Below are 22,932 nucleotides of genomic sequence, written 5' to 3' on the forward strand. Positions count from 1 at the left end.
CCATAAGTTATGAATATATGAAAAATTAGATTTTACGCAATCTTAGTGAAAAAGGCTCATTACATTAAGATAGCCAGTGAAAAATGTATGTTTTTCGTCTATATATTCTCAATTAGCCCCCTTTTCAGCAAAAGTTCGTAAGAATCAAGAAAATCAGGAGGGATTTTCTTTGAAAAAGATTTTGTCACTATTTTTAGTAAGTATTCTTTTATTAGCGGCTTGTTCTTCACAGTCGAAGACCGATGGGACTGCAGATGGGACAAAAAGTACGGATGAAATAACAGTGTGGACGTGGGATCCGAATTTCAACGTAAAAGCGATGAAAATTGGAGAAGAGTTTTATAAGAAAGAAGATCCTAATTTTAAACTAAAAATTATTGAAAATGCTCAAGAAGATATCGTCCAAAAACTTAATACAAGCTTAAGTTCTGGCACAACAAAAGGGTTGCCAAATATCGTATTAATTGAAGACTATCGTGCACAGAGCTTCCTTAAAGCGTATCCTGATGCATTCTATGACCTATCAAAATATTTCAAAGCGGAAGATTTTGCTGAATATAAGCTTGCTCCCACTAGCTTAAATGGTAAACACTATGGACTTCCGTTTGATACAGGGGTTGCTGGATTATACGTGAGAACAGATTATTTACAAAAAGCAGGATATACTGTTGATGATTTACAAGGATTGGATTGGAATAAATATATTGAAATCGGGAAAAAGGTAAAACAAGCAACAGGTAAATATATGCTCGCACTCGATCCTAAAAATCTTGGGATTATTCGTGAGATGATTCAAACTAGTGGTTCATGGTATGTGAAAGAAGATGGGGTAACCCCACATTTGGCAGACAATGAGCCGCTGAAGGAAGCATTTAGAACTTACAAAGAGATTGTAAATGCGGGGATATCGAAACCTATTTCCGACTGGAGTCAATTTGTTGCTTCTTTTAATAGTGGGGCAGTTGCGTCCATTCCAACAGGAAACTGGATTACGGCTTCTGTTAAAGCTGAAGCTTCTCAAGCCGGCAAGTGGGCTGTTGTTCCTTTTCCGAAACAGTCGGGCATTCCTAACTCTGTTAATGCTACAAACCTAGGCGGAAGCTCTTGGTATGTGCTTAACATTCCTGGAAAAGAAAAAGCGGCAGAATTTCTAGCTAAAACGTTTGGGTCAAATGTTGAGTTTTACGAAGCACTAAACAAAGAGATTGGAGCAATTGGCACATACAAACCAGCTGCTAATAGTGAGGCCTATAAGGCTGCAGATGAGTTTTTCGGAGGCCAAAGAATAACGGCTGATTTCTCCAAATGGATGAAAGAAATTCCTCAGGTGAACTACGGTGCACATACGTATGTGATTGAAGATATTTTAGCAGCTGCGTTGCAAGATTACTTAAAAGGCAAAGATCTTGATAAAGTGTTGGAAGATGCACAAAAACAGGCAGAACAACAAGTTAAATAAATATGGTACGCTCATTATGTTAAGAAAAATATAAAAAATTAAGCCCCGAGAGTCCGCTGACCTTCCTGGTTGTCATAGTAGAACCGTTCTACAGGCGGAGTGGTTCGGGGCTCTCCCATGAAAATACACATTCTCTGTGTTGCTGTTTTCATGCTTGGATAAGAGAGCAAGCCCCTCTCATAGATGTTTCTTTCCATTACAAATATGATAAAGGAGTTGATATAGATTGATTCCGCCAGCAAAAGCGAATCTAGATTTGATAATAAAAACAGATCGAAACATTAATCAGAAGCACCGCATAAAAAACACAATAATTGGATGGTCTTTTGTAATACTGGCTACTATTATGATTTGCACATTTTATTTTTATCCGATGGCTCGGGCCTTAATTCTTTCGTTACAATCAGGTTCAGGTACGAATCTAACCTTTGTCGGATTGAGAAATTATGCTCGTTTATTTAGTGATCCTACCTTTTTGATAACCGTAAAAAATACAGTGATATATCTTATTATTCAAGTTCCGATTATGATTATTCTCGCCTTATTCCTAGCTGTATTATTGAATAATCCGAAGCTAAAGCTGAGAGGTTTTTTTCGAACAGCAATTTTTTTACCATGCGTCACTTCCCTAGTTGCGTATTCTGTCATATTTAAATATTTGTTTAGTCAAGATGGCTTGATCAACGTTATGTTGATGAAATTCTCTCTTATATCTGAACCAATCAACTGGCTAGCTGATCCTTTTTGGGCTAAAGTGACCATTATTATTGCCCTTACGTGGAGATGGACAGGCTATAATATGATTTTTTACTTATCTGCCCTACAAAATATCGATCACTCGATTTATGAAGCGGCTAAAATTGATGGTGCTTCGCCAGTTCAGCAGTTTTTTAAAATTACGATTCCGTTGTTAAAACCCATGATTTTGTTTACATCAATCACTTCAACAATCGGTACGCTCCAGCTGTTCGATGAAGTAATGAACATTACACAAGGGGGGCCGGGAAATGCAACGATGACGATTTCTCAATATATCTACAATCTTTCTTTTAAATATACCCCTGATTTCGGTTATGCAGCAACGGTTTCGTATGCGATTGTGATTATGATTGTATTTTTCTCTATTATTCAGTTTAAAGTGGCAGGTGATAAAAATGAGTAATCTCAAAAGCGTATTCAACTATACTGTCTTAACCATTGTATCCATTGTTTCTGTGTTTCCGTTTTTTTGGATGGTTGTTAGTGCGACGAATAAATCAGTAGAAGTGACGAAAGGACGGTTATTGCCAGGTAATCATTTTATGGAAAACTTCCGCAACCTGCTTGATAGCACTAATCTAGTCAATGCATTGATGAATTCAGCGAAAATTGCGATTATAACAACTTTACTCGCAATGTTGGTCTCCTCTTTGGCTGGTTACGGATTTGAAGTTTTTAAAAGCAAAACAAAAGATTTTGTATTCAATTTCTTGTTGCTTTCAATGATGATACCTTTTGCTGCTTTAATGGTTCCTTTGTTTAGAATGTTCGGGACGATATCACAGATATTTCCAGGTATCGGTATTGATACAATGACAGCCGTCATTTTGCCGACAGTCACAACGGCATTTCTCATCTTTTTCTTCCGCCAAAGCACGAAAATGTTCCCAAAGGAAATTATTGAAGCAGGCCGAATTGATGGATTATCTGAGTGGGGGATATTCTTCAAGCTTTATGTCCCTACGATGAAAACAACCTATGCGGCTGCTGCCATTATAACGTTTATGTCGAGCTGGAACAGCTATTTATGGCCGCTTGTCATCTTGCAATCTCCGGAGAATCAGACGGTGCCATTACTCATATCAAATCTTGGATCGAGCTACTCTCCGGACTTTGGAATGATTATGACCGCTATCGTGATCGCTACCTTGCCGACGGCGCTGATTTTCTTTTTCATGCAAAAGCACTTTGTTGCCGGGATGCTCGGTTCAGTAAAATGATGACTAAGGAGTGTGAAAATAATGAAAAAAACATTAACAACCCCCACATTAGAATGGCTTTCGGATCCCCATGTGTTTGCAGTTAATCGCCTGCCTGCCCATTCGGACCATGTTTATTATGAGACGTTGGAAGAAGCGAAAAGTGGAATTCCAATGACAATGCGCTATGAGCTGAATGGAACTTGGAAATTTCACTATGCCGAAAACCCCGCTAGCCGCCCTGCGCAATTTTATCAGCTTGATTTCAACTGTTCAAATTGGGAGGATATTTCCGTACCAGGGCATATTCAGTTGCAAGGATATGGAACTCCTCAGTATGTAAATACGATGTATCCGTGGGACGGTCATTGCGATGTTCGTCCTCCAAAAGTTCCTATGGATTATAATCCAGTAGGAAGCTATATAAAAATTTTTAATCTTCCTGAATCGATGAAAGGTAAACCGGTGTATATTTCCTTTCAAGGAGTGGAGTCGGCGTTTTATGTTTGGTTGAACGGGCAGTTTGTCGGGTATAGTGAGGACTCTTTCACGCCGGCAGAATTTGAACTTACACCTTTTGTAAAGGATGGAGAGAATAAGCTGGCGGTTGAGGTTTACCAGTACAGCACCGGAAGTTGGCTTGAGGATCAAGATTTTTGGCGTTTTTCGGGAATTTTTCGAGATGTATACCTCTATACAGTGCCAGACATCCATGTCTATGATTTACATGTTCGCGCCGAATTGGATTCGTCCTATACAAAAGGCATGTTAACGGTGGACCTTACCTTTTTGTCTCCGGTACCTGTCGGCTCTAGGTTTATTGCTGAATTGTATGATGCGAAAGGCGACCTTGTCGCTAAAAAAGGAGGAGGACTTGATGGTGAAAAGGGGACATTTTCCATTGCGGTCGATGAACCGGAATTATGGAGCGCTGAGAAACCGTATTTGTATAAGCTATATATTCAAATTTTTAACGAGTTTGACCAATTGGTAGAAGTTGTTCCGCAGAAGGTTGGTTTTCGAAGATTCGAGATCATCAATAAAGTTATGCACCTTAATGGAAAACGGATTGTATTTAAAGGTGTTAACCGACATGAATTTCATTGCCGAAGAGGCCGGGCAATCACAAAGGAAGATATGATCTGGGATATTAAAACGTTGAAGCGTCATAACATTAATGCAGTCCGTACGTCACACTACCCGAATCAAAGCTATTGGTATGAACTATGCGACGAGTACGGCATCTATGTCATTGATGAAATGAATTTGGAAACGCACGGAACGTGGCAAAAAATGGGCCATGTCGACCCCACATGGAATGTTCCGGGGAACAATCGAGAATGGCAAGACATTGTTATGGATCGGGCGATTTCAATGTTTGAAAGGGATAAGAACCATCCTTCCATCCTGATTTGGTCATGTGGAAATGAATCGTATGCCGGGGAAGTTCTGTTAAACGTCGCCAACTATTTTCGGTCAGTCGATCCGAGCCGTCTTGTCCATTATGAAGGAGTATTCCACGCTCGCGAGTACAATGACATCAGTGATATCGAAAGCCGTATGTACGCAAAGCCTCATGAAATTGAAAAATATTTAACGGAAAATCCGGATAAACCGTATATCAGCTGCGAATATATGCATGCAATGGGGAACTCGCTCGGCGGGATGTACAAATATACCGATTTGGAACAAAAGTATCCGATGTATCAAGGCGGTTTTATTTGGGATTTCATTGATCAAGCCCTTGTGAAAAAAGATCGTTATGGAAAAGAATTTTTGGCATATGGAGGGGACTTTGGCGACCGTCCAACGGATTACGGTTTCTGCACCAACGGAATTGTCTATGCCAACCGGGAGTTGTCGCCGAAGATGCAGGAAGTAAAATATCTTTATCAAAACTTTAAGCTTTCACCGGATCAATATGGTGTCAATATTAGAAATGAAAGTCTTTTCACTGACACAAGTGAATATGATTTAGAATATGTCCTATTCTTTGAGGGTAGAGAGCTGTATCGAAATAAGCTGAATGTAGCGGTAGCACCGCAGGAAGAGAAAAGAGTCGAGTTCAACTGGTCCCCTGGGATGATGACAGATGTAGGTGAATATTGCATTCATACGTCATTTAAATTGAAAGAAAAAACACTTTGGGCTGACGCCGGTTATGAAGTGGCATTCGGGCAGTGTGTATTTCAGGTTGGTTCTAAGGAATTTGTTGTTCCTAGCGGAAAGTTAAAAGTTGTCCATGGTGATGTCAACATTGGGGTGCACGGCAAAGATTTTACGATCATGTTCTCCAAACAGGTAGGAAGTCTAGTTTCAATGAATTACGCAGGGAAGGAGATGATTGCTGTCCCTCCCACACCATTGTTTTGGCGGGCTACGACTGATAATGACCGGGGTTTTTCGCAAGACTTCCATTCGGGGCTTTGGTATGCAGCGAGTTTGGCGCGTAAATGTGTAAAAGTCGATGTGAAAGAGGAAATAGCACAAGTAAACATCATCTTTACCTATAAATTTTCTATTCATCCTGACTTGGAAGTAAACATTGGCTATACTGTTTATGCTGATGGCAGCATTCGCGTGAAGGCGAAGTATCATGGGGTCAAGAATCTTCCACCAATGCCGATTTTTGCGGTATCATTCAAGGTTCCAGCAGATTATGACCAACTTGAGTGGTATGCAATGGGGCCTGAGGAAAACTATGTTGACCGCTCGAAGGGGGCAAGACTTGGAATTTTTCAAAATCAAGTAGCAGATAACGTATCGCCCTATCTCAAACCGCAGGAATCAGGCAACCGAACAGGAGTGCGCCGTGTGAGTTTAACTAATTGCAATGGGCAAGGGATCAAAATTTCTTCTGTAACTGAACCGTTGGAATGCAATTTTTCGCCATACACAGCTTTTGAACTTGAACATGCCAATCATCATTACGAGCTGCCCAATATTCATTATACAGTTGTCACAGTAGCAGGTCGACAAATGGGAGTTGGCGGGGACGACAGTTGGGGCGCCCCAGTTCACGATGAATACGTCATAAAGGCAGATCAAGACATGGAATTTGAGTTTATGATTCATAAAGTTTAGCGATAAAAGCATTATAGATGCAACGAAAAAGTTTAGAAATTATCCTTGACGGAAAAGTCGCTTGTCCATTTTTCGACTGTCGAAGGCGAGCCTGTGGCTTGCCTTTGTCACGACAAGGCGCGGTGGAAGACTGAACAACCACCCGATTCATAGGCCTATACATGGTTCTGAAAGCAGCGTTGTTCGGTCTCCCTATAGTCGATCCAATGCTCAGTAAAAGCTACAAATGTTAAAATTTCAATTTTATATATAATAATAAAGACTTTTTTTATTTTCTTTTAGTAAAATTTATACTAAAATATACACTAACGATTGATGTTTGGGAGGCGTAATAATGACTGCTAATTTTGGTTTGATGAAAACCTTTGAAAATGTATTTGGTTGTGAAGGGAGAGTTCGCATCTTCTTCGCCCCCGGCCGCGTCAATTTAATTGGTGAGCATACGGATTACAACGGCGGGCATGTGCTGCCGTGCGCACTTGCGATCGGCACGTATGCGCTTGTTCGGCAAACGGATGAGCCGTTTGCCCGCTTTTACTCCCAAAACTTCCCGGAAACGGGAGTGATCACGGTCTCTTACGACGACTTGTCATACCGGAGCGAGCACGGCTGGGCGAACTACCCGAAAGGCATTTTGGCCGCGTTTCAAGCGCTGAGTCCGCTTGAGGCCGGATTGGACATTTTGTATTACGGCACGATCCCGAACGGCGCGGGTTTGTCGTCATCTGCTTCGATTGAGCTTGTGACGGCAGTCGCATTAAACACCTTGTTGGCGCGGGGGCTCGATCAGTTGGAACTTGTGAAAATGAGCCAAACCGTAGAAAATAAATACGTCGGCGTCAATTGCGGCATTATGGATCAGTTTGCCGTCGGCATGGGAAAACAAGACTGCGCCATCTTACTAAACTGCCAGACGCTCGAGTATCGCTATTTGCCATTGGTGCTTGACGATTGTTCGATCGTCATCGCCAATACGAACAAAAAGCGCGGCTTGGCGGACTCGGCGTACAACGAGCGGCGGGCGACGTGCGAGGCGGCGCTTTCGAAGCTGCAAAGCGTGCGGAACATCGCCTCTCTCGGTGAGCTGACAAGCGCGGAGCTCGATGAATATGCCCATCTCCTTTCACCGCTGGAACAAAAGCGGGCCCGCCATGCGGTGACCGAAAACGAGCGGACGCTTGAAGCCGCCCGGGCGCTTGAGCGAGGAGACCTCATCCGCTTTGGAGAGTTGATGAAACAGTCGCATTTGTCGCTGCGCGATGACTATGAAGTGACGGGCATCGAACTTGATACGCTCGTTGAGGCCGCATGGTCGCACGAAGGAACGGTCGGGGCGCGCATGACGGGCGCCGGGTTTGGCGGCTGCACAGTGAACATTGTGAAAAAGGCATATGTTCAAGATTTCATTGAACGGGTCGGAAATGCGTACGCCGAAACAATCGGGTATGAAGCAAGCTTTTATGTCGTCGAAGTTGGGGATGGGGCGAGAGAACTGACGGAACAGGAGGAGATGAGCCGATGATTTTGGTTTGCGGCGGGGCAGGGTATATCGGCAGCCATGCGGTGTACCGCCTGATCGAAAAAGGCGAGAACGTTGTGGTGGTTGACAACTTGCAGACAGGGCACAAAGAGGCCGTTCACCGTGAGGCGGTGTTTTGCGAAGGCGATATTCGCGACCGCGAGTTTTTGCGCGAGGTGTTTCGCCGGCACGACATTGAGGCGGTCATTCATTTTGCGGCGAACTCATTGGTCGGTGAAAGCATGGAAGAGCCGCTGAAGTATTACGACAACAATGTGTACGGCACACAAGTGCTGCTTGAAGTGATGAAGGAGTTCGGCGTCAAACAAATCGTCTTTTCTTCAACCGCCGCGGTGTATGGGGAGCCGAAACAAATCCCGATCGTCGAAACCGACCCGACCGAACCGACAAACGCGTACGGAGAAACGAAGCTGGCGATGGAAAAAATGATGAAATGGGCGGACCGCGCCTACGGCATCCGCTCGATTTCGCTCCGCTACTTTAATGTCGCCGGAGCGTACGGCACGACAATCGGCGAGGACCACAACCCGGAGACGCATCTTATTCCGCTGATTTTGAAAGTGCCGCTCGGGCAGCGGGAAGAAATTTTGATTTTTGGCGATGATTATGATACACCGGACGGCACATGCATCCGCGACTACATTCATGTGCTCGATCTTGTCGATGCCCACTTTTTGGCGCTTGAAAAACTGCGGAACGGGGCGGCCAGTGACGTGTACAATCTAGGCAACGGCAACGGCTTCAGCGTCAAAGAAGTGATCGAAGCGGCGCGGCAAGTGACGGGTCATCCGATTCCGGCCCGCGTCATGTCGCGGCGCCCGGGCGATCCGGCGAGACTTGTCGCTTCATCGGAAAAGGCGAAGCGCGAGCTCGGGTGGAACCCGAAATACCCATCCATTACGGACATTGTCGCGTCGGCGTGGGAATGGCATCAAGCGCGGCCAAACGGCTATCGGGGTGTGTAAACATGGAAACGATTTTTGCGGCGATTGAACAACTGATTCGTTATGCCGAGCAGCGCGGCCTTTTGGCGCCGGAAGACGAGGTGTACGCGCGCAACCGCCTGCTGGCAACGCTTCGGCTCACGGAATGGCAGCCGGCCGAGGCCAAGGACGTTCCTTTGGCCTCGCCCGCTCCGATATTGGACGTGATCATTGATTGGGCGTATGAACAAGGATTATTGGAAACGAATACAACGACCGAGCGCGATATATGGGATGCGAAGTTGATGGACTGCGTCATGCCGCGGCCGTCGGAAGTGATCCGCGCCTTTTACGAGCGATACCGCCGCAGCCCGCAAGAGGCGACGAATTGGTTTTATTCGTTGAGCCGGGCGTCCAATTACATCCCGACGGCGCGCATCGCGCAAAATCAGCAATGGAAAGTGTCGACTGCCTACGGTGAATTGGACATCACCATTAACTTGGCGAAACCGGAAAAAGACCCGAAGGAAATCGCCAAATTAAAAGAGGTGCCGTCATCCTCGTATCCAAAATGTGTATTATGCAAAGAAAACGAAGGGTATGAAGGAACGTGGCGCCATCCAGCCCGTTCCAATCACCGGGTTATCCCGATCACGTTATTGGATGAACAGTGGTATTTGCAATATTCTCCCTACGTGTACTATCATGAACATTGCATTGTCTTTTCCGCCGAACACGTGCCGATGAAGATGGAGCGGAAGACGCTTGAGCGTTTGCTCGATTTCGTCGAAAAGTTCCCGCACTATTTCGTTGGTTCGAACGCCGATTTGCCGATTGTCGGCGGCTCGATTTTAGTGCATGACCATTTCCAAGGCGGGTGCTATACGTTTGCGATGGAAAAGGCGGAGGTTGAAGAGCATATCCCGCTTCCATCGTTTCCGTCGGTCACAGTCGGCATTGTGCGCTGGCCGATGTCCGTCATCCGTTTGACTGGACCAAAAGAGGACGTGTTGGATGCGGCTGCTTTTTTGTATGAAACATGGCGGACGTACAGTGACCCAAGTGTCGAGATTATTGCCTACAGCGGCGATGTTCCGCACAACACGATCACCCCGATCGCCCGGCGGCGCGGCGATTTGTTTGAGTTGGACATCGTGTTGCGCAACAACCGGACATCGCCTGAATATCCGTATGGCATTTTCCATCCGCATGAAGAATTGCATCACATTAAAAAGGAAAACATCGGCTTGATTGAAGTGATGGGGCTGGCGGTGCTGCCGGCACGGCTTGCCGCGGAATTGGAGACGCTGGCCGATTATCTCGTGCATCAGACAAAAAAAGAAGACTGGGACGAGTCGATGCAGAAACATTGGGATTGGTGCGAAGCCATTCGCTCGGCCTATCCGGACATCACGAAGGACAATGTCCATGACATTTTGAAGTACGAAGTCGGGCAACGGTTTGTCACCGTGTTGGAACATGCCGGGGTGTTTAAGCGGGACAAGCGAGGGAAGGACGCGTTTCGCCGCTTTATGCAGCACGCTGTGGAGCGCATGTCGTCTCTTGTTTAAATGCGGCGAAAAAACGCGTTTCATATGAAACATAAGGAAGGGATCACAAACAGACTATGGCCACGTTAAAAGAAATCGCGGAAAAAGTCGGCGTTTCAGTCGCGACCGTCTCGCGCGTGCTCAATTACGATGCGACGCTGTCCGTTTCCGATGAAACGAGAAGGCGCATTTTTGAGGTTGCCCAAGAGCTGAACTACAAAACATTGCGGGAACGAAGCCAGCAAGCGCGCGAATCGTTTCGCCTCGGGCTCATTCACTGGTATTCGGAGCGCCAGGAAATCGATGACCCGTATTATATGGCGATTCGCCTTGGAGTGGAAAAAGAATGTTTTGACCGCGGCATCGAACTCGTTAAATTGTTTAAACAGCACGGCGCCTATCCGACCGAACGGATGGAGGCGCTCGATGGCATCATCGCCGTCGGAAAATTCGGGCCGAAGGAAGTCGAGACTTTTGCCGCCGGGGCCAAACAAATTGTGTTTGTCGACTGTTCGCCTGATGAGCATCGGTTTGATTCGGTCGTCATCGACTTGCGTCAAGCGACGGTGACGGTGCTTGACTATTTGCTTCGGTTGGGGCATACGAAAATCGGCTATATCGGCGGCCGCGAATATGTGGACGGGGAAACGCCGATCCGCGATGAGCGCGAAGCGGCGTTTTACGAATATTTGTATGTCAAAGGGCTGTACGATTCCCGTTATGTATGGATCGGCGCCTTCACTGCCGAAGATGGCTATCGGTTGATGAAAAAAGCCGTTTCAGGCGGCGACTTGCCGACGGCGTTTTTCATTGCCAGCGATTCGATGGCGATCGGCGCCCTGCGTGCGCTGCATGAGGCTGGAATCGCTGTTCCTGAAGAGGCGGCGATTGTCGGATTCAATGATATTCCGACGGCAGCATTTCTTCACCCGCCGCTTTCGACGGTGAAAGTATACACAGAATTTATGGGTGAAACAGCGGTTGAGCTGCTCATCGAACGGTTGACGACGAAACGGGCGATTTGCAAAAAGGTCGTCGTGCCGACGGAGCTCGTCATCCGCTCGAGCAGCGAAGGCAACGAAAAGGGGAGCGGTCGATAAGCCGCTCCCTTTCGCATTAATGGAACTCGATATCAACGCGTTTTTTCGTTCCTGTCGTTGTTTTCGGGATATGAATGTCAAGCACGCCGTTTTTGTACGTCGCGCGAATGTTTTCCGCCGCGGCATCCGCCGGCAGGGTGATCGAACGCTGGAAGCGGCCGAAAAAGCGTTCGCGCCGGTGCATTTGTTCTTCTTTGACATCGTGGTGGCGTTGAATCGTGCCGCTGATGGTCAACATGTTGTTCTGCACGTCAATGTGCACATCCTCTTTCCGCTCCAGCCCCGGCAAATCGCACGAAACGACGTATTCGTTGTCCGTTTCATGCATATCGATGCGCGGCATCCAGTGCTGCTCATCCATATGAGTGAACAGCGATGGAAAATCACTAGCAAAAAAGCGGTTCATATCCCGGCGGATCGACTCCAAGTGTCGGAACGGGTCATACGGAATTAACGCCATAACTGCCATCCTCCTTGACAAGAAATGTTTTTCCGTTCAGTAGTGTGAACCGGATTCGTCTGTTTTATGTATGATTGGTTTGCACTTGTTCCATCACCGTCAAATACGCTTGAATGAGCGCTACTTTCATGCCATCCGGCAAGTCAGAGGCGGCCACCCGCTTGACGGCGTAGTAAAATTTCGCCTCCGGCGATTGCCGCACGCGCGGATGCGTCCATTCATCGCGCAGCTCCTGCCCCATCGTTTCATATAAAAGAGTTTGGCTTTCTTGTTCATTGAGCGGTCCGGCCGTCAGCGACCGGTTCGGCCAAAGGCGGCGGTAGCCGTCAAGCAGTGCAGAAAATGGATAGGTCACGTTTTTTCCCTCCTTAAGAAATAAGTTTGGATCTGCATGCGATATATCCTCCTTGCATTATACCATACGGCCATCGGGGCAATTCGAGCCGCCAAGCCTTAAAGGCGGCGGAAGCAAGGACGTCTAGCTTGGCAGCCAAAGCGCTGTTTTTTGCTTGCCTATTCACATCGCTTTTAAGCCGTTTGTTTTTTTAAAAAATAGTTGACATAATAGAAATCGGCGTATAAAATAAAAGACGTCGCCTCGACAAGATGTCGGAGCGTGACAGCTAGATGATCGCGAAACAAAAACTATTGACAAATAACAAAAATCAATTATAATAGTTAATCGCCGCGACAAAAATGTGGCAGTATGAACTAGAGAGACAGTAGTTGACATTCTTGAAAGATTGTTTATAATAATAATTGTCGTTCCTTGAAAACTGAACGAAACGAAGCGCGTGCGCCACGGCGCTTTTGGCGTCTGTGGTGTGAAATTAGCCAATCAACTTTCTTTGGAGAGTTTGATCCTGGCTCAGGACGAACGCTGGCGGCGTGCCTAATACATGCAAGTCGAGCGGACCGGATCGGAGCTTGCTCTTGTTCGGTCAGCGGCGGACGGGTGAGTAACACGTGGGCAACCTGCCCGCAAGACCGGGATAACTCCGGGAAACCGGAGCTAATACCGGATAACACCGAAGACCGCATGGTCTTGGGTTGAAAGGCGGCGCAAGCTGCCACTTGCGGATGGGCCCGCGGGCATTAGCTAGTTGGTGAGGTAACGGCTCACCAAGGCGACGATGCGTAGCCGGCCTGAGAGGGTGACCGCCACACTGGGACTGAGACACGGCCCAGACTCCTACGGGAGGCAGCAGTAGGGAATCTTCCGCAATGGGCGAAAGCCTGACGGAGCGACGCCGCGTGAGCGAAGAAGGCCTTCGGGTCGTAAAGCTCTGTTGTGAGGGACGAAGGAGCGCCGTTCGAAGAGGGCGGCGCGGTGACGGTACCTCACGAGGAAGCCCCGGCTAACTACGTGCCAGCAGCCGCGGTAATACGTAGGGGGCGAGCGTTGTCCGGAATTATTGGGCGTAAAGCGCGCGCAGGCGGTCCCTTAAGTCTGATGTGAAAGCCCACGGCTCAACCGTGGAGGGTCATTGGAAACTGGGGGACTTGAGTGCAGGAGAGGGGAGCGGAATTCCACGTGTAGCGGTGAAATGCGTAGAGATGTGGAGGAACACCAGTGGCGAAGGCGGCTCTCTGGCCTGCAACTGACGCTGAGGCGCGAAAGCGTGGGGAGCAAACAGGATTAGATACCCTGGTAGTCCACGCCGTAAACGATGAGTGCTAAGTGTTAGAGGGGTCACACCCTTTAGTGCTGCAGCTAACGCGATAAGCACTCCGCCTGGGGAGTACGGCCGCAAGGCTGAAACTCAAAGGAATTGACGGGGGCCCGCACAAGCGGTGGAGCATATGTGGTTTAATTCGAAGCAACGCGAAGAACCTTACCAGGTCTTGACATCCCCTGACAACCCAAGAGATTGGCGTTCCCCCTTCGGGGGGACAGGGTGACAGTGGTGCATGGTTGTCGTCAGCTCGTGTCGTGAGATGTTGGGTTAAGTCCCGCAACGAGCGCAACCCTCGCCTCTAGTTGCCAGCATTCGGTTGGGCACTCTAGAGGGACTGCCGGCGACAAGTCGGAGGAAGGTGGGGATGACGTCAAATCATCATGCCCCTTATGACCCTGGGCTACACACGTGCTACAATGGGCGGTACAAAGGCTGCGAACCCGCGAGGGGGAGCGAATCCCAAAAAGCCGCTCTCCAGTTCGGATTGCAGGCTGCAACTCGCCTGCATGAAGCCGGAATCGCTAGTAATCGCGGATCAGCATGCGCGGTGAATACGTTCCCGGGCCTTGTACACACCGCCCGTCACACCACGAGAGCTTGCAACACCCGAAGTCGGTGAGGCAACCCGTTTCGGGAGCCAGCCGCCGAAGTGGGGCAAGTGATTGGGGTGAAGTCGTAACAAGGTAGCCGTACCGGAAGGTGCGGCTGGATCACCTCCTTTCTAAGGACGAAAAGCGGAAGCGCCGCCGATCGGCTCTCGAAGCCAAATGTTCTTCACCGAGAGGGGTGCTTGCACCCCGAGGGGGAAGGTTATTTGGCAGAAGAGAGCCAGGCGCTGGAGCTAGACATCAGTCGTTATTCAAAGCAAAACGCGCTTCTGTTTCGTTCAGTTTTGAAGGAATGAGGATTCCTTCAAGTGTTTTGCGCCTTCGTCTTCTTGCAGGTTCAAGGAAGATGGATTCCTCGGCGCAAAGCTGCAAAGAAGCAGACTCAAGGCAGTCGCTTCGTTCAGTTTTGGAGGGAACGAGTCATGTTCTCTCAAATGTTTGGCGTCTGCGTCTACAAGCGGATTCGGAGAAGCCGAATTCCTCGACGCAAACCAGCGAAGAAGCGAATTCAAAGGAGCTACTTCGTTCCTTGAAAACTAGATAACCGGAAAAGCGGAGGCGAGCGTTTCGCCGCGGCGGGCAAATGTTCTTCGTCTACAGGGATTTCTAATCCCGAAGGCGAAGGTTATTTGACCCCGAGCGGCGGCGAGCCGAAGCTAGACAGGAAGAAGCCGAGACGCTTTAGGTTAAGCTGGAAAGGGCGCACGGTGGATGCCTTGGCACTAGGAGCCGATGAAGGACGGGGCAAACGCCGAAACGCTTCGGGGAGCTGTAAGCAAGCGTTGATCCGGAGATGTCCGAATGGGGGAACCCACTGTCCGTAATGGGGCAGTATCCATGCCTGAATCCATAGGGCATGGAGGGCACACCCGGGGAACTGAAACATCTTAGTACCCGGAGGAGAAGAAAGCAACCGCGATTCCCTGAGTAGCGGCGAGCGAAACGGGAACAGCCCAAACCAAGAGGTATGTCCTCTTGGGGTTGTAGGACCGCTCACGATGGGAGTGAGAAAGGGACGGGGTAGACGAACCGGTCTGGAACGGCCGGCCAGAGAAGGTGAGAGCCCTGTAGTCGAAACTTCGTTCCCTCCCGAGCGGATCCTGAGTACGGCGGGACACGAGGAATCCCGTCGGAAGCAGGGAGGACCATCTCCCAAGGCTAAATACTCCCTAGTGACCGATAGTGCACCAGTACCGTGAGGGAAAGGTGAAAAGCACCCCGGGAGGGGAGTGAAAGAGAACCTGAAACCGTGTGCCTACAAGTAGTCAGAGCCCGTTGATGGGTGATGGCGTGCCTTTTGTAGAATGAACCGGCGAGTGACGATGGCGTGCGAGGTTAAGCCGAAGAGGCGGAGCCGCAGCGAAAGCGAGTCTGAAGAGGGCGTCAAGTACGTCGTCGTCGACCCGAAACCAGGTGATCTACCCATGTCCAGGGTGAAGGCCGGGTAACACCGGCTGGAGGCCCGAACCCACGCACGTTGAAAAGTGCGGGGATGAGGTGTGGGTAGGGGTGAAATGCCAATCGAACTTGGAGATAGCTGGTTCTCCCCGAAATAGCTTTAGGGCTAGCCTCGGGTTTAAGAGTGTTGGAGGTAGAGCACTGATTGGGCTAGGGGCCCCAACCGGGTTACCGAACCCAGTCAAACTCCGAATGCCAACGACTTATGCCCGGGAGTCAGACTGCGAGTGATAAGATCCGTGGTCGAGAGGGGAACAGCCCAGACCGCCAGCTAAGGCCCCGAAGTGCACGTTCAGTGGAAAAGGATGTGGAGTTGCCAAGACAACCAGGATGTTGGCTTAGAAGCAGCCACCATTGAAAGAGTGCGTAATAGCTCACTGGTCGAGTGGCTCTGCGCCGAAAATGTACCGGGGCTAAACGTGCCGCCGAAGCTGCGGGATGACCGTTGGTCATCGGTAGGGGAGCGTTCTAAGGGCAGAGAAGCCAGACCGGAAGGACTGGTGGAGCGCTTAGAAGTGAGAATGCCGGTATGAGTAGCGAAAACAGAGGTGAGAATCCTCTGCGCCGAAAGCCTAAGGGTTCCTGAGGAAGGTTCGTCCGCTCAGGGTTAGTCGGGACCTAAGCCGAGGCCGAAAGGCGTAGGTGATGGACAACAGGTGGAGATTCCTGTACCACCTTCTTCCCGTTTGAGCGATGGGGGGACGCAGGAGGATAGGGCGAGCAGGCGGCTGGAAGAGCCTGTCCAAGCCGTGAGGCTGATCCGCAGGCAAATCCGCGGATCGCAAGGCCAAGCGGTGACGGCGACGGAGCATTCCGGAAGTCCCTGATTCCACACTGCCAAGAAAAGCCTCTAGCGAGGGAAGAGGTGCCCGTACCGCAAACCGACACAGGCAGGCGAGGAGAGAATCCTAAGGCGCGCGGGAGAACTCTCGTTAAGGAACTCGGCAAAATGACCCCGTAACTTCGGGAGAAGGGGTGCTCTTTCGGGTGAAGAGCCTGGAAGAGCCGCAGTGAAAAGGCCCAAGCGACTGTTTATCAAAAACACAGGTCTCTGCGAAGCCGAAAGGCGACGTATAGGGGCTGACACCTGCCCGGTGCTGGAAGGTTAAGGGGAGCGCTTAGCGGAAGCGAAGGTGCGAACCGAAGCCCCAGTAAACGGCGGCCGTAACTATAACGGTCCTAAGGTAGCGAAATTCCTTGTCGGGTAAGTTCCGACCCGCACGAAAGGTGTAACGACTTGGGCGCTGTCTCAACGAGAGACCCGGTGAAATTATACTACCTGTGAAGATGCAGGTTACCCGCGACAGGACGGAAAGACCCCGTGGAGCTTTACTGCAGCCTGATATGGAATTTTGGTATCGCTTGTACAGGATAGGTGGGAGCCTGGGAAGCCGGAGCGCCAGCTTCGGTGGAGGCGGCGGTGGGATACCACCCTGGCGGTATTGAAATTCTAACCCGCACCCCTTAGCGGGGTGGGAGACAGTGTCAGGCGGGCAGTTTGACTGGGGCGGTCGCCTCCCAAAAGGTAACGGAGGCGCCCAAAGGTTCCCTCAGAATGGTTGGAAATCATTCGGAGAGTGCAAAGGCACAAGGGAGCTTGACTGCGAGACGGACAGGTCGAGCAGGGACGAAAGTCGGGCTTAGTGATCCGGTGGTTCCGCATGGAAGGGCCATCGCTCAACGGATAAAAGCTACCCCGGGGATAACAGGCTGATCTCCCCCAAGAGTCCACATCGACGGGGAGGTTTGGCACCTCGATGTCGGCTCATCGCATCCTGGGGCTGTAGTCGGTCCCAAGGGTTGGGCTGTTCGCCCATTAAAGCGGTACGCGAGCTGGGTTCAGAACGTCGTGAGACAGTTCGGTCCCTATCCGTCGCGGGCGGAGGAAATTTGAGAGGAGCTGTCCTTAGTACGAGAGGACCGGGATGGACGCACCGCTGGTGTACCAGTTGTCCCGCCAGGGGCACCGCTGGGTAGCTATGTGCGGACGGGATAAGCGCTGAAAGCATCTAAGCGTGAAGCCCCCCTCAAGATGAGATTTCCCACCGCGTGAAGCGGGTAAGATCCCTCGAAGATGACGAGGTCGATAGGTCCGAGGTGGAAGCGTGGCGACACGTGGAGCTGACGGATACTAATCGATCGAGGGCTTGACCTATGAGCGGCTTCTTCCGACGGTTATCTAGTTTTGAAGGAACGATTTCTTATCATGATGCGGAAGTAGTTCAGCGGTAGAACACCACCTTGCCAAGGTGGGGGTCGCGGGTTCGAGTCCCGTCTTCCGCTTCCCAGTGTGCGCTCGTAGCTCAATTGGATAGAGCATCTGACTACGGATCAGAAGGTTAGGGGTTCGAATCCTCTCGAGCGCGTTTAATCAACTTAAAAAGTATTGACAAAAAAACGATTAGCGATTATATTCTTATTGCAGTCGTCTTTAAGACAATTTCATTGATAATGATCATGCGGGTGTAGTTTAATGGTAAAACCTCAGCTTCCCAAGCTGAAGTCGTGGGTTCGATTCCCATCACCCGCTTTCCTTTATTTTATCGTGAATATCGTATAGATATTGTTCGGGCAGCTCAGCAGGATAGAGCAACGAGCCGCGGCTTCTGTGAATCGGCAGCGAGTTGCCCCGACGCATCCGGCTTCATCGAATAAGCTTGCAGAGGAAGGGGCAGCGGGATGATGAGAGTGTTATGATCGCCATGTCCCAGCAGCTCAGCAGGATAGAGCAACGAGCAAAGTCATCTTCGAAATGGCTGTGAGTTGTCCCGACGCACCAAGCTTCCTTGAATGGGCTTGTAGAGGAAGGGACAGCGGGAATATTGGAGTGTACTGTTGATTATGTCCCAGTAGCTCAGTCGGATAGAGCAGCGGCCTTCTAAGCCGTCGGTCGGGAGTTCGAGTCTCTCCTGGGACGCCACCTACATATGAAAAGATGCGCAAAATAGCGCTAAAACAAACCCTCTATCAGAAACATCGAATTCTTCGATGTGGCGATCGAGGGTTTTTTGTTTTGAACGGAAGCTACGACAACAGCCTGCTAAGGCTGGGGAAATTCGGATGGCTCAGCAGGATAGAGCAACGAGCCGTGGCTTCTGTGAATCGGCAGCGAGTTGCCCCGACGCATCCGGCTTCATCGAATAAGCTTGCAGAGGAAGGGGCAGCGGCCCTAAGCCGTCGGTCGGGAGTTCGAGTCTCTTCTGGGACGCCATTTACATATGGAAGGAACGCATGGAAGTGCGTGAAAGAAAGTCTCCTATTACGAGCAACCGGATCAGCGGGTGCTGTGATAGGAGGCTTTATCTTTTATTTTTCGGAAATCCGAAAGAATCCCATAGTTTTTGAAAAAATTTTGCGCGAATTTTGCATGGGGATAAGGAAGGCCTCTTTTGCCTTTGCAGGTGAAGAGGCCTTTTCATTTCACTGTTTTGTGCGAAGTTTGCTTTTTTTAATCATTCCTAGGCGTTCTTTTACGGCAAATTGCAGAAGTTGCGAAAAATTAATCCCTTCTGCTTCCGCGGCGTCATTTAACCATTTGGGGATCGTCAATGTTTTCTTAATTGATTTATTTTCCATTTCGTCACGGATATAGTCGGTCCACGCTTCAATCATAGAGACAAACGCGCCTTGGGGGATGGCTAATTTTTTAGGATCAGATGGTGCCGGAATAGGCTCGCTATCTTTTCCATTCCGTAAAGGTATCCTTCTAAAGCGTCTTTTGCCATACGAAATGCCTCTTCTAAAGTAGAACCTTCTGTAATACATCCTGGCAAATCCGGAAATGTGATGGTATATCCTTCACTCCCATCGGATCCGGGATCGAAAATTGTCAGAGTAACCGATGTGGCTTATTCACGTGCCGAAGCATTGGTGAGAACCGAGGCCAACTTCTTTCACAACTTGGCGGCCCACAACAGCTATCGCGACGCAGGAATGGAGAAATACGAAATTTTGACTACGCTCGGTATAAAAAGCAGCTTGAGCAGCGAGATCATGATTTGAAACAGCTTAAAAAGCAGACGGAAGGACATGAAGAGCTGCAAACGAAGCTCGTGGAATAGGGGGAGCGTTATCAACATGAAAGGGGCGTCATGGGATAGAACCGTGAATTGATGATCCTTGGGGAAGTGAATGATGGCAGTTGGTCGGCGCCGCGTTTTTGTCTTGCAAATGAAAACAAATTGAAACGTTCCTTTCCGCGAAAGTTTGGTAAAATGTATAGAATAGAAATAAAATCATAAAACGTGCCATACAATGAACATGCATGGCAACTATACGAGTCAGGTGATCGACATGGAGTTTGAACAGCAACTTGTTCATAAAACATTTTACGAGACGCTCGTCGAGGCGGGAGAATGCGATGTTGTCAGCGCGCTTGGCGAGATGTTTTTCGCGGCGCATCGGGATGGCGCTGATTTGTCGTCGATTCGCTTTGCCCAAGGGGAAGTGTATTTCCACCGTCGCGACTATGAAGCGGCCATTTTTAAATGGGAACAAGTCCATAACGACGACTTGCGCCCTTGGGCGCAAAAAAACATCGCCGACAGCTGCTGTGAGCTTGGACGGCTTGAGTTGGCCGAGGAGCTGTACCGCTCGATTGAGACGGAAAGCGAAACGTTGCAGGCGGAAATCATTTTGCGCCTGTTTTCGCTTTACCGCGAATGGGGGGCGAACGAGAAAGCCGATGACATGATTAAGCGCGGCGTGACGTTGTATCCGGATTATCCGAACATGACTGAATGGGCGCGCTCCTTTTTCGAGGAGCAAGGCGACTGGCAAAGTGCGGTTGAACTGGCTTTAGGAGAGGCGGTGCGGACGTCGGCGCGCCGCTGGGCGGACATCTTGACCGGCTACGTGGAACAAGGACATGCGCGGACGATGGTGCCTGCGCGGTTTTCACGATGCTTGGCGCTGTTGTACGAAACGGATCGGGTGAAGTTTGAACGGCTTGTGCAGGCGCTATGGAACGGTTATCGGGATGGAGACCTCTATTTTTCGTGGCTCGCGGAGTGGAACCGCCTCTATGATGAGTTGGCGATCGGCCGCGACTATGACTGGAAGCGAATTCCTGGCCTTTTAGGGGAAGCCTATGCGGGATTGATGAAAGGGCCGTACCGATTGAAAGAGTTGGTGGAAGTGGTGCCACCGCTTGTAAAAAGCTGGATGAGCTTAACTGACGGTCCGGAGACAGCGGTAGCCGCGGCTGCCTTGTTGGCATGGAGTGAGAAATTTCCTGAAGCGTTTGAGGAAGAGAAGATCAACGACGCCGCTAAGCGGCTCGTCCATGCGAAACGGCCAGCTCGGGAAGCTGGTGTGTCGCTATTTGAAGAAATTGCCGATTGGGCGGAAGAGCAACGGGCGGGCTCGCATTTCCGCTTCCGCTGGTTCGTGCGGCAACTGTCCGATTCGCGGACGCATTACGTTTTGGTCGCTGGGGCGTCGCGCCATGAGCGGTTGGCGTTTTTGCGGACGTTGGTCGGCGAGGCGGCGTTGGCGGCGCCGTCTGCGCCGGTGCTTGCGTGGAGAAACGGCGGGGAGATGGAAGTCGCGAAAATCAGCGACGACCAGTTTACCGTTTTTTCGAGCATTGAGGAATTTCAAGAGGCGGTGGGAGGACGCGCAAGCCGATTCTCCGATGATGCTGTCATTGAATGCACGGCGCCGTTTTCATTCGTGCCGCAAGGGATTGTTTTGTTGGATATCGGCCCGCTCGGCGGGCGCGCTTCATCCGAACATGAAGCGCTCGTGTCGCTTTCACTCGCTGACAGCATTCTCTTTCTTCTTAACGGCGAAGATCCGTTTTCTAGCGCCGATGAACAGTTGATGCTGCAGCTTCGCGAGCGGGCGCCGCATGCGCCGATGTACTTCTTGCTTCCTCCGGGCGACGGGATGGTGGATGATGAGGAGGCGGCGAGAATCGTTGAGGAAGTTGAAGCGCACGTTCGTACGATCGTTCCGGGGGCGCATGTGATGGTCTATTCGCCGCATTCGCCAAGCCGCAAGCAGCAACAATCCCTCGTCGGTTGGCTTGAGGAGATGCGCCGCCATGTATCACCGGTCCGCCGCGAGGAAGCGATTTTAACGACGATCCGCCAGTTCATCGCCCATTTGTTCCGACAGCGGGCCGAGGCGGAAAGCCGCCTGGCGGAGCTGGTCGTATGGAAAAAAGAAATGGCGGCCAAACTCAGCGGCGCCATTCATCAGCTCGGCGACCTGCAAGAGGAGAAAACGGCCAAAGCGGCAAAGTCGTTCCGCGCTGTGTTGGGGGAAGTGCGGGCCGAGCTGTCAGCGGCGATTCCCGATCTGTTGTGCAACATGGGGGAGCTTGTGAGCGAAGACAGCGATTTTTCCCGCTTGCATCTTGAACTGAACGACAAAGCGAACGAACGGCTTCGCGCTTATCTCAACGAAGAGGTGTTGCCAAAGCTGCGCCGCGCCATGGAACAGTGGATTGCAACGATGGAAGATGAATTCAACGAATGCCAAGTGTTTTTGCATGAAATGGGCGAAGGGTTTAACGCCATGTTCGGGGAGGAACGGCTCAAGCTCGAATGCGATTTTCGCATTCTCGCCGATTGGCGGCGCGATACAGATCGGTTGACAAGCGGAGCGCAAATGGAAAAGGTGAACGTTTTCCTGCGGAGAACGCCAAGCCAGCTGCTGTTGAAAGGGGCGGGCAAACTGCTTGGTGCCTTTGCGCAAAACAAGGCGATGCTGGCGCAAAAGTATAAACAGTTCATCCAGACGCAAGATTACACCGAGGTGGTGGAAGCGGTCATCGAGCAGTTGCTGCTGCCGTTTGAATGGTTTGCCAAATCGCTTGAACGCGATGTCACCCAATTTTTCCATGCGCCATTGACGGCGCTCGATGAAACGTTGAAACGGCTGGAGCTCGAGATCGCCGCCCAGGAAGGCGAGCTCAAACATATGCGCAAAAACCCTGAGGCGTATCGCGACCCGCTCGTGCTCTTTGGCATTCGTTTGCGGCAATGCGAGCAGTTGGCGCAGGCGGCATCTGCCGATGTGCAATTGCTGCAGGACGAAAACAAACCAATCCGTTCGGTCTAATGGTTCCGTGCGGAACCGTGCTTGAACGGAATAAGGCTGCGTCAA

The 22,932-nt window shown here is 50.0% G+C and carries 11 protein-coding genes, 4 tRNA genes, 2 rRNA genes and 1 pseudogene; 15 read left to right on the forward strand and 3 right to left on the reverse strand.

Annotated elements, in window-relative coordinates; translation table 11 throughout:
* The first annotated feature begins 169 nt into the window (after nucleotides 1-169).
* The 8 genes from LG52_RS04630 (at nucleotide 170) to LG52_RS04665 (ending at nucleotide 11,614) form a co-directional block, all read left to right on the forward strand.
* Nucleotides 170-1,459: an ABC transporter substrate-binding protein gene (locus LG52_RS04630; protein WP_044731058.1), complete on the forward strand. Its 1,290-nt coding sequence runs from the start codon at nucleotides 170-172 to the stop codon at nucleotides 1,457-1,459.
* A gap of 226 nt (nucleotides 1,460-1,685) precedes the next feature.
* Nucleotides 1,686-2,621, forward strand: a complete 936-nt coding sequence (locus LG52_RS04635; protein ID WP_156133479.1) for a carbohydrate ABC transporter permease — start codon at nucleotides 1,686-1,688, stop codon at nucleotides 2,619-2,621.
* Nucleotides 2,614-3,438, forward strand: coding sequence for a carbohydrate ABC transporter permease (locus LG52_RS04640; protein ID WP_044731059.1), 825 nt, complete (start codon nucleotides 2,614-2,616; stop codon nucleotides 3,436-3,438). Before LG52_RS04635 ends, LG52_RS04640 begins: the two co-directional genes overlap by 8 nt.
* A 21-nt stretch (nucleotides 3,439-3,459) precedes the next feature.
* Nucleotides 3,460-6,501 (forward strand): glycoside hydrolase family 2 TIM barrel-domain containing protein, encoded by a 3,042-nt coding sequence (locus tag LG52_RS04645; protein WP_044731060.1) that lies wholly within the window; start codon nucleotides 3,460-3,462, stop codon nucleotides 6,499-6,501.
* Between the two features lie 334 nt (nucleotides 6,502-6,835).
* Nucleotides 6,836-8,023, forward strand: coding sequence for a galactokinase (locus LG52_RS04650; protein ID WP_044731061.1), 1,188 nt, complete (start codon nucleotides 6,836-6,838; stop codon nucleotides 8,021-8,023).
* On the forward strand, nucleotides 8,020-9,006 hold the full coding sequence (gene galE / locus LG52_RS04655) for a UDP-glucose 4-epimerase GalE (protein WP_044731062.1): 987 nt from the start codon (nucleotides 8,020-8,022) through the stop codon (nucleotides 9,004-9,006). Before LG52_RS04650 ends, galE begins: the two co-directional genes overlap by 4 nt.
* A 2-nt stretch (nucleotides 9,007-9,008) precedes the next feature.
* Nucleotides 9,009-10,535: a UDP-glucose--hexose-1-phosphate uridylyltransferase gene (galT, locus tag LG52_RS04660; RefSeq protein WP_044731063.1), complete on the forward strand. Its 1,527-nt coding sequence runs from the start codon at nucleotides 9,009-9,011 to the stop codon at nucleotides 10,533-10,535.
* Nucleotides 10,536-10,591: 56 nt separating this feature from the next.
* Nucleotides 10,592-11,614: a LacI family DNA-binding transcriptional regulator gene (locus LG52_RS04665; protein WP_044731064.1), complete on the forward strand. Its 1,023-nt coding sequence runs from the start codon at nucleotides 10,592-10,594 to the stop codon at nucleotides 11,612-11,614.
* 16 nt (nucleotides 11,615-11,630) lie between these two features.
* On the opposite strand, the gene LG52_RS04670 is transcribed toward LG52_RS04665, so the two are convergent.
* Both LG52_RS04670 and LG52_RS04675 read right to left on the reverse strand, forming a co-directional pair.
* A complete protein-coding gene (locus LG52_RS04670; RefSeq protein WP_044731065.1) occupies nucleotides 11,631-12,074 on the reverse strand; it encodes an Hsp20/alpha crystallin family protein in 444 nt (147 codons plus the stop codon).
* Nucleotides 12,075-12,138: 64 nt separating this feature from the next.
* Nucleotides 12,139-12,429: a hypothetical protein gene (locus tag LG52_RS04675; protein ID WP_044731066.1), complete on the reverse strand. Its 291-nt coding sequence runs from the start codon at nucleotides 12,427-12,429 to the stop codon at nucleotides 12,139-12,141.
* A 490-nt stretch (nucleotides 12,430-12,919) separates the two neighbouring features.
* Between LG52_RS04675 and LG52_RS04680 the strand changes: the two genes are divergently transcribed.
* The 6 genes from LG52_RS04680 to LG52_RS04705 all read left to right on the forward strand — a co-directional run bounded on the left by LG52_RS04680 (nucleotide 12,920) and on the right by LG52_RS04705 (nucleotide 18,739).
* Nucleotides 12,920-14,474, forward strand: a 16S ribosomal RNA gene (locus LG52_RS04680).
* Nucleotides 14,475-15,045: 571 nt separating this feature from the next.
* Nucleotides 15,046-17,974, forward strand: a 23S ribosomal RNA gene (locus LG52_RS04685).
* The 16S and 23S rRNA genes sit together here with 4 tRNA genes alongside, the layout of an rRNA operon.
* A gap of 56 nt (nucleotides 17,975-18,030) precedes the next feature.
* Nucleotides 18,031-18,102, forward strand: a tRNA-Gly gene (locus tag LG52_RS04690).
* A 9-nt stretch (nucleotides 18,103-18,111) separates the two neighbouring features.
* Nucleotides 18,112-18,185 (forward strand) — tRNA-Arg (locus tag LG52_RS04695).
* A 93-nt stretch (nucleotides 18,186-18,278) separates the two neighbouring features.
* Nucleotides 18,279-18,349, forward strand: a tRNA-Gly gene (locus tag LG52_RS04700).
* A gap of 313 nt (nucleotides 18,350-18,662) precedes the next feature.
* A tRNA-Arg gene (locus LG52_RS04705) sits at nucleotides 18,663-18,739 on the forward strand.
* 500 nt (nucleotides 18,740-19,239) lie between these two features.
* Here the strand turns inward: LG52_RS04705 and LG52_RS04710 are convergent.
* A pseudogene (locus tag LG52_RS04710) lies at nucleotides 19,240-19,652 on the reverse strand (type II toxin-antitoxin system HicB family antitoxin).
* A gap of 421 nt (nucleotides 19,653-20,073) precedes the next feature.
* Between LG52_RS04710 and LG52_RS04715 the strand changes: the two are divergent.
* On the forward strand, nucleotides 20,074-22,887 hold the full coding sequence (locus LG52_RS04715; RefSeq protein ID WP_044731067.1) for a GTP-binding protein: 2,814 nt from the start codon (nucleotides 20,074-20,076) through the stop codon (nucleotides 22,885-22,887).
* Nucleotides 22,888-22,932 lie beyond the last annotated feature (45 nt).

The sequence above is a fragment of the Geobacillus kaustophilus genome (assembly GCF_000948285.1).
GTDB classification, from domain to species: Bacteria; Bacillota; Bacilli; order Bacillales; family Anoxybacillaceae; genus Geobacillus; species Geobacillus thermoleovorans_A.

Bases quoted from the DNA above. Each gene is read 5' to 3' on its own strand.
- LG52_RS04645 (WP_044731060.1), top strand. From the start codon at position 3,460: ATGAAAAAAACATTAACAACCCCCACATTAGAATGGCTTTCGGATCCC.
- galE (WP_044731062.1), top strand. From the start codon at position 8,020: ATGATTTTGGTTTGCGGCGGGGCAGGGTATATCGGCAGCCATGCGGTG.
- LG52_RS04670 (WP_044731065.1), bottom strand. From the start codon at position 12,074: ATGGCGTTAATTCCGTATGACCCGTTCCGACACTTGGAGTCGATCCGC.
- galT (WP_044731063.1), top strand. From the start codon at position 9,009: ATGGAAACGATTTTTGCGGCGATTGAACAACTGATTCGTTATGCCGAG.
- LG52_RS04715 (WP_044731067.1), top strand. From the start codon at position 20,074: ATGAACATGCATGGCAACTATACGAGTCAGGTGATCGACATGGAGTTT.
- LG52_RS04650 (WP_044731061.1), top strand. From the start codon at position 6,836: ATGACTGCTAATTTTGGTTTGATGAAAACCTTTGAAAATGTATTTGGT.
- LG52_RS04640 (WP_044731059.1), top strand. From the start codon at position 2,614: ATGAGTAATCTCAAAAGCGTATTCAACTATACTGTCTTAACCATTGTA.
- LG52_RS04665 (WP_044731064.1), top strand. From the start codon at position 10,592: ATGGCCACGTTAAAAGAAATCGCGGAAAAAGTCGGCGTTTCAGTCGCG.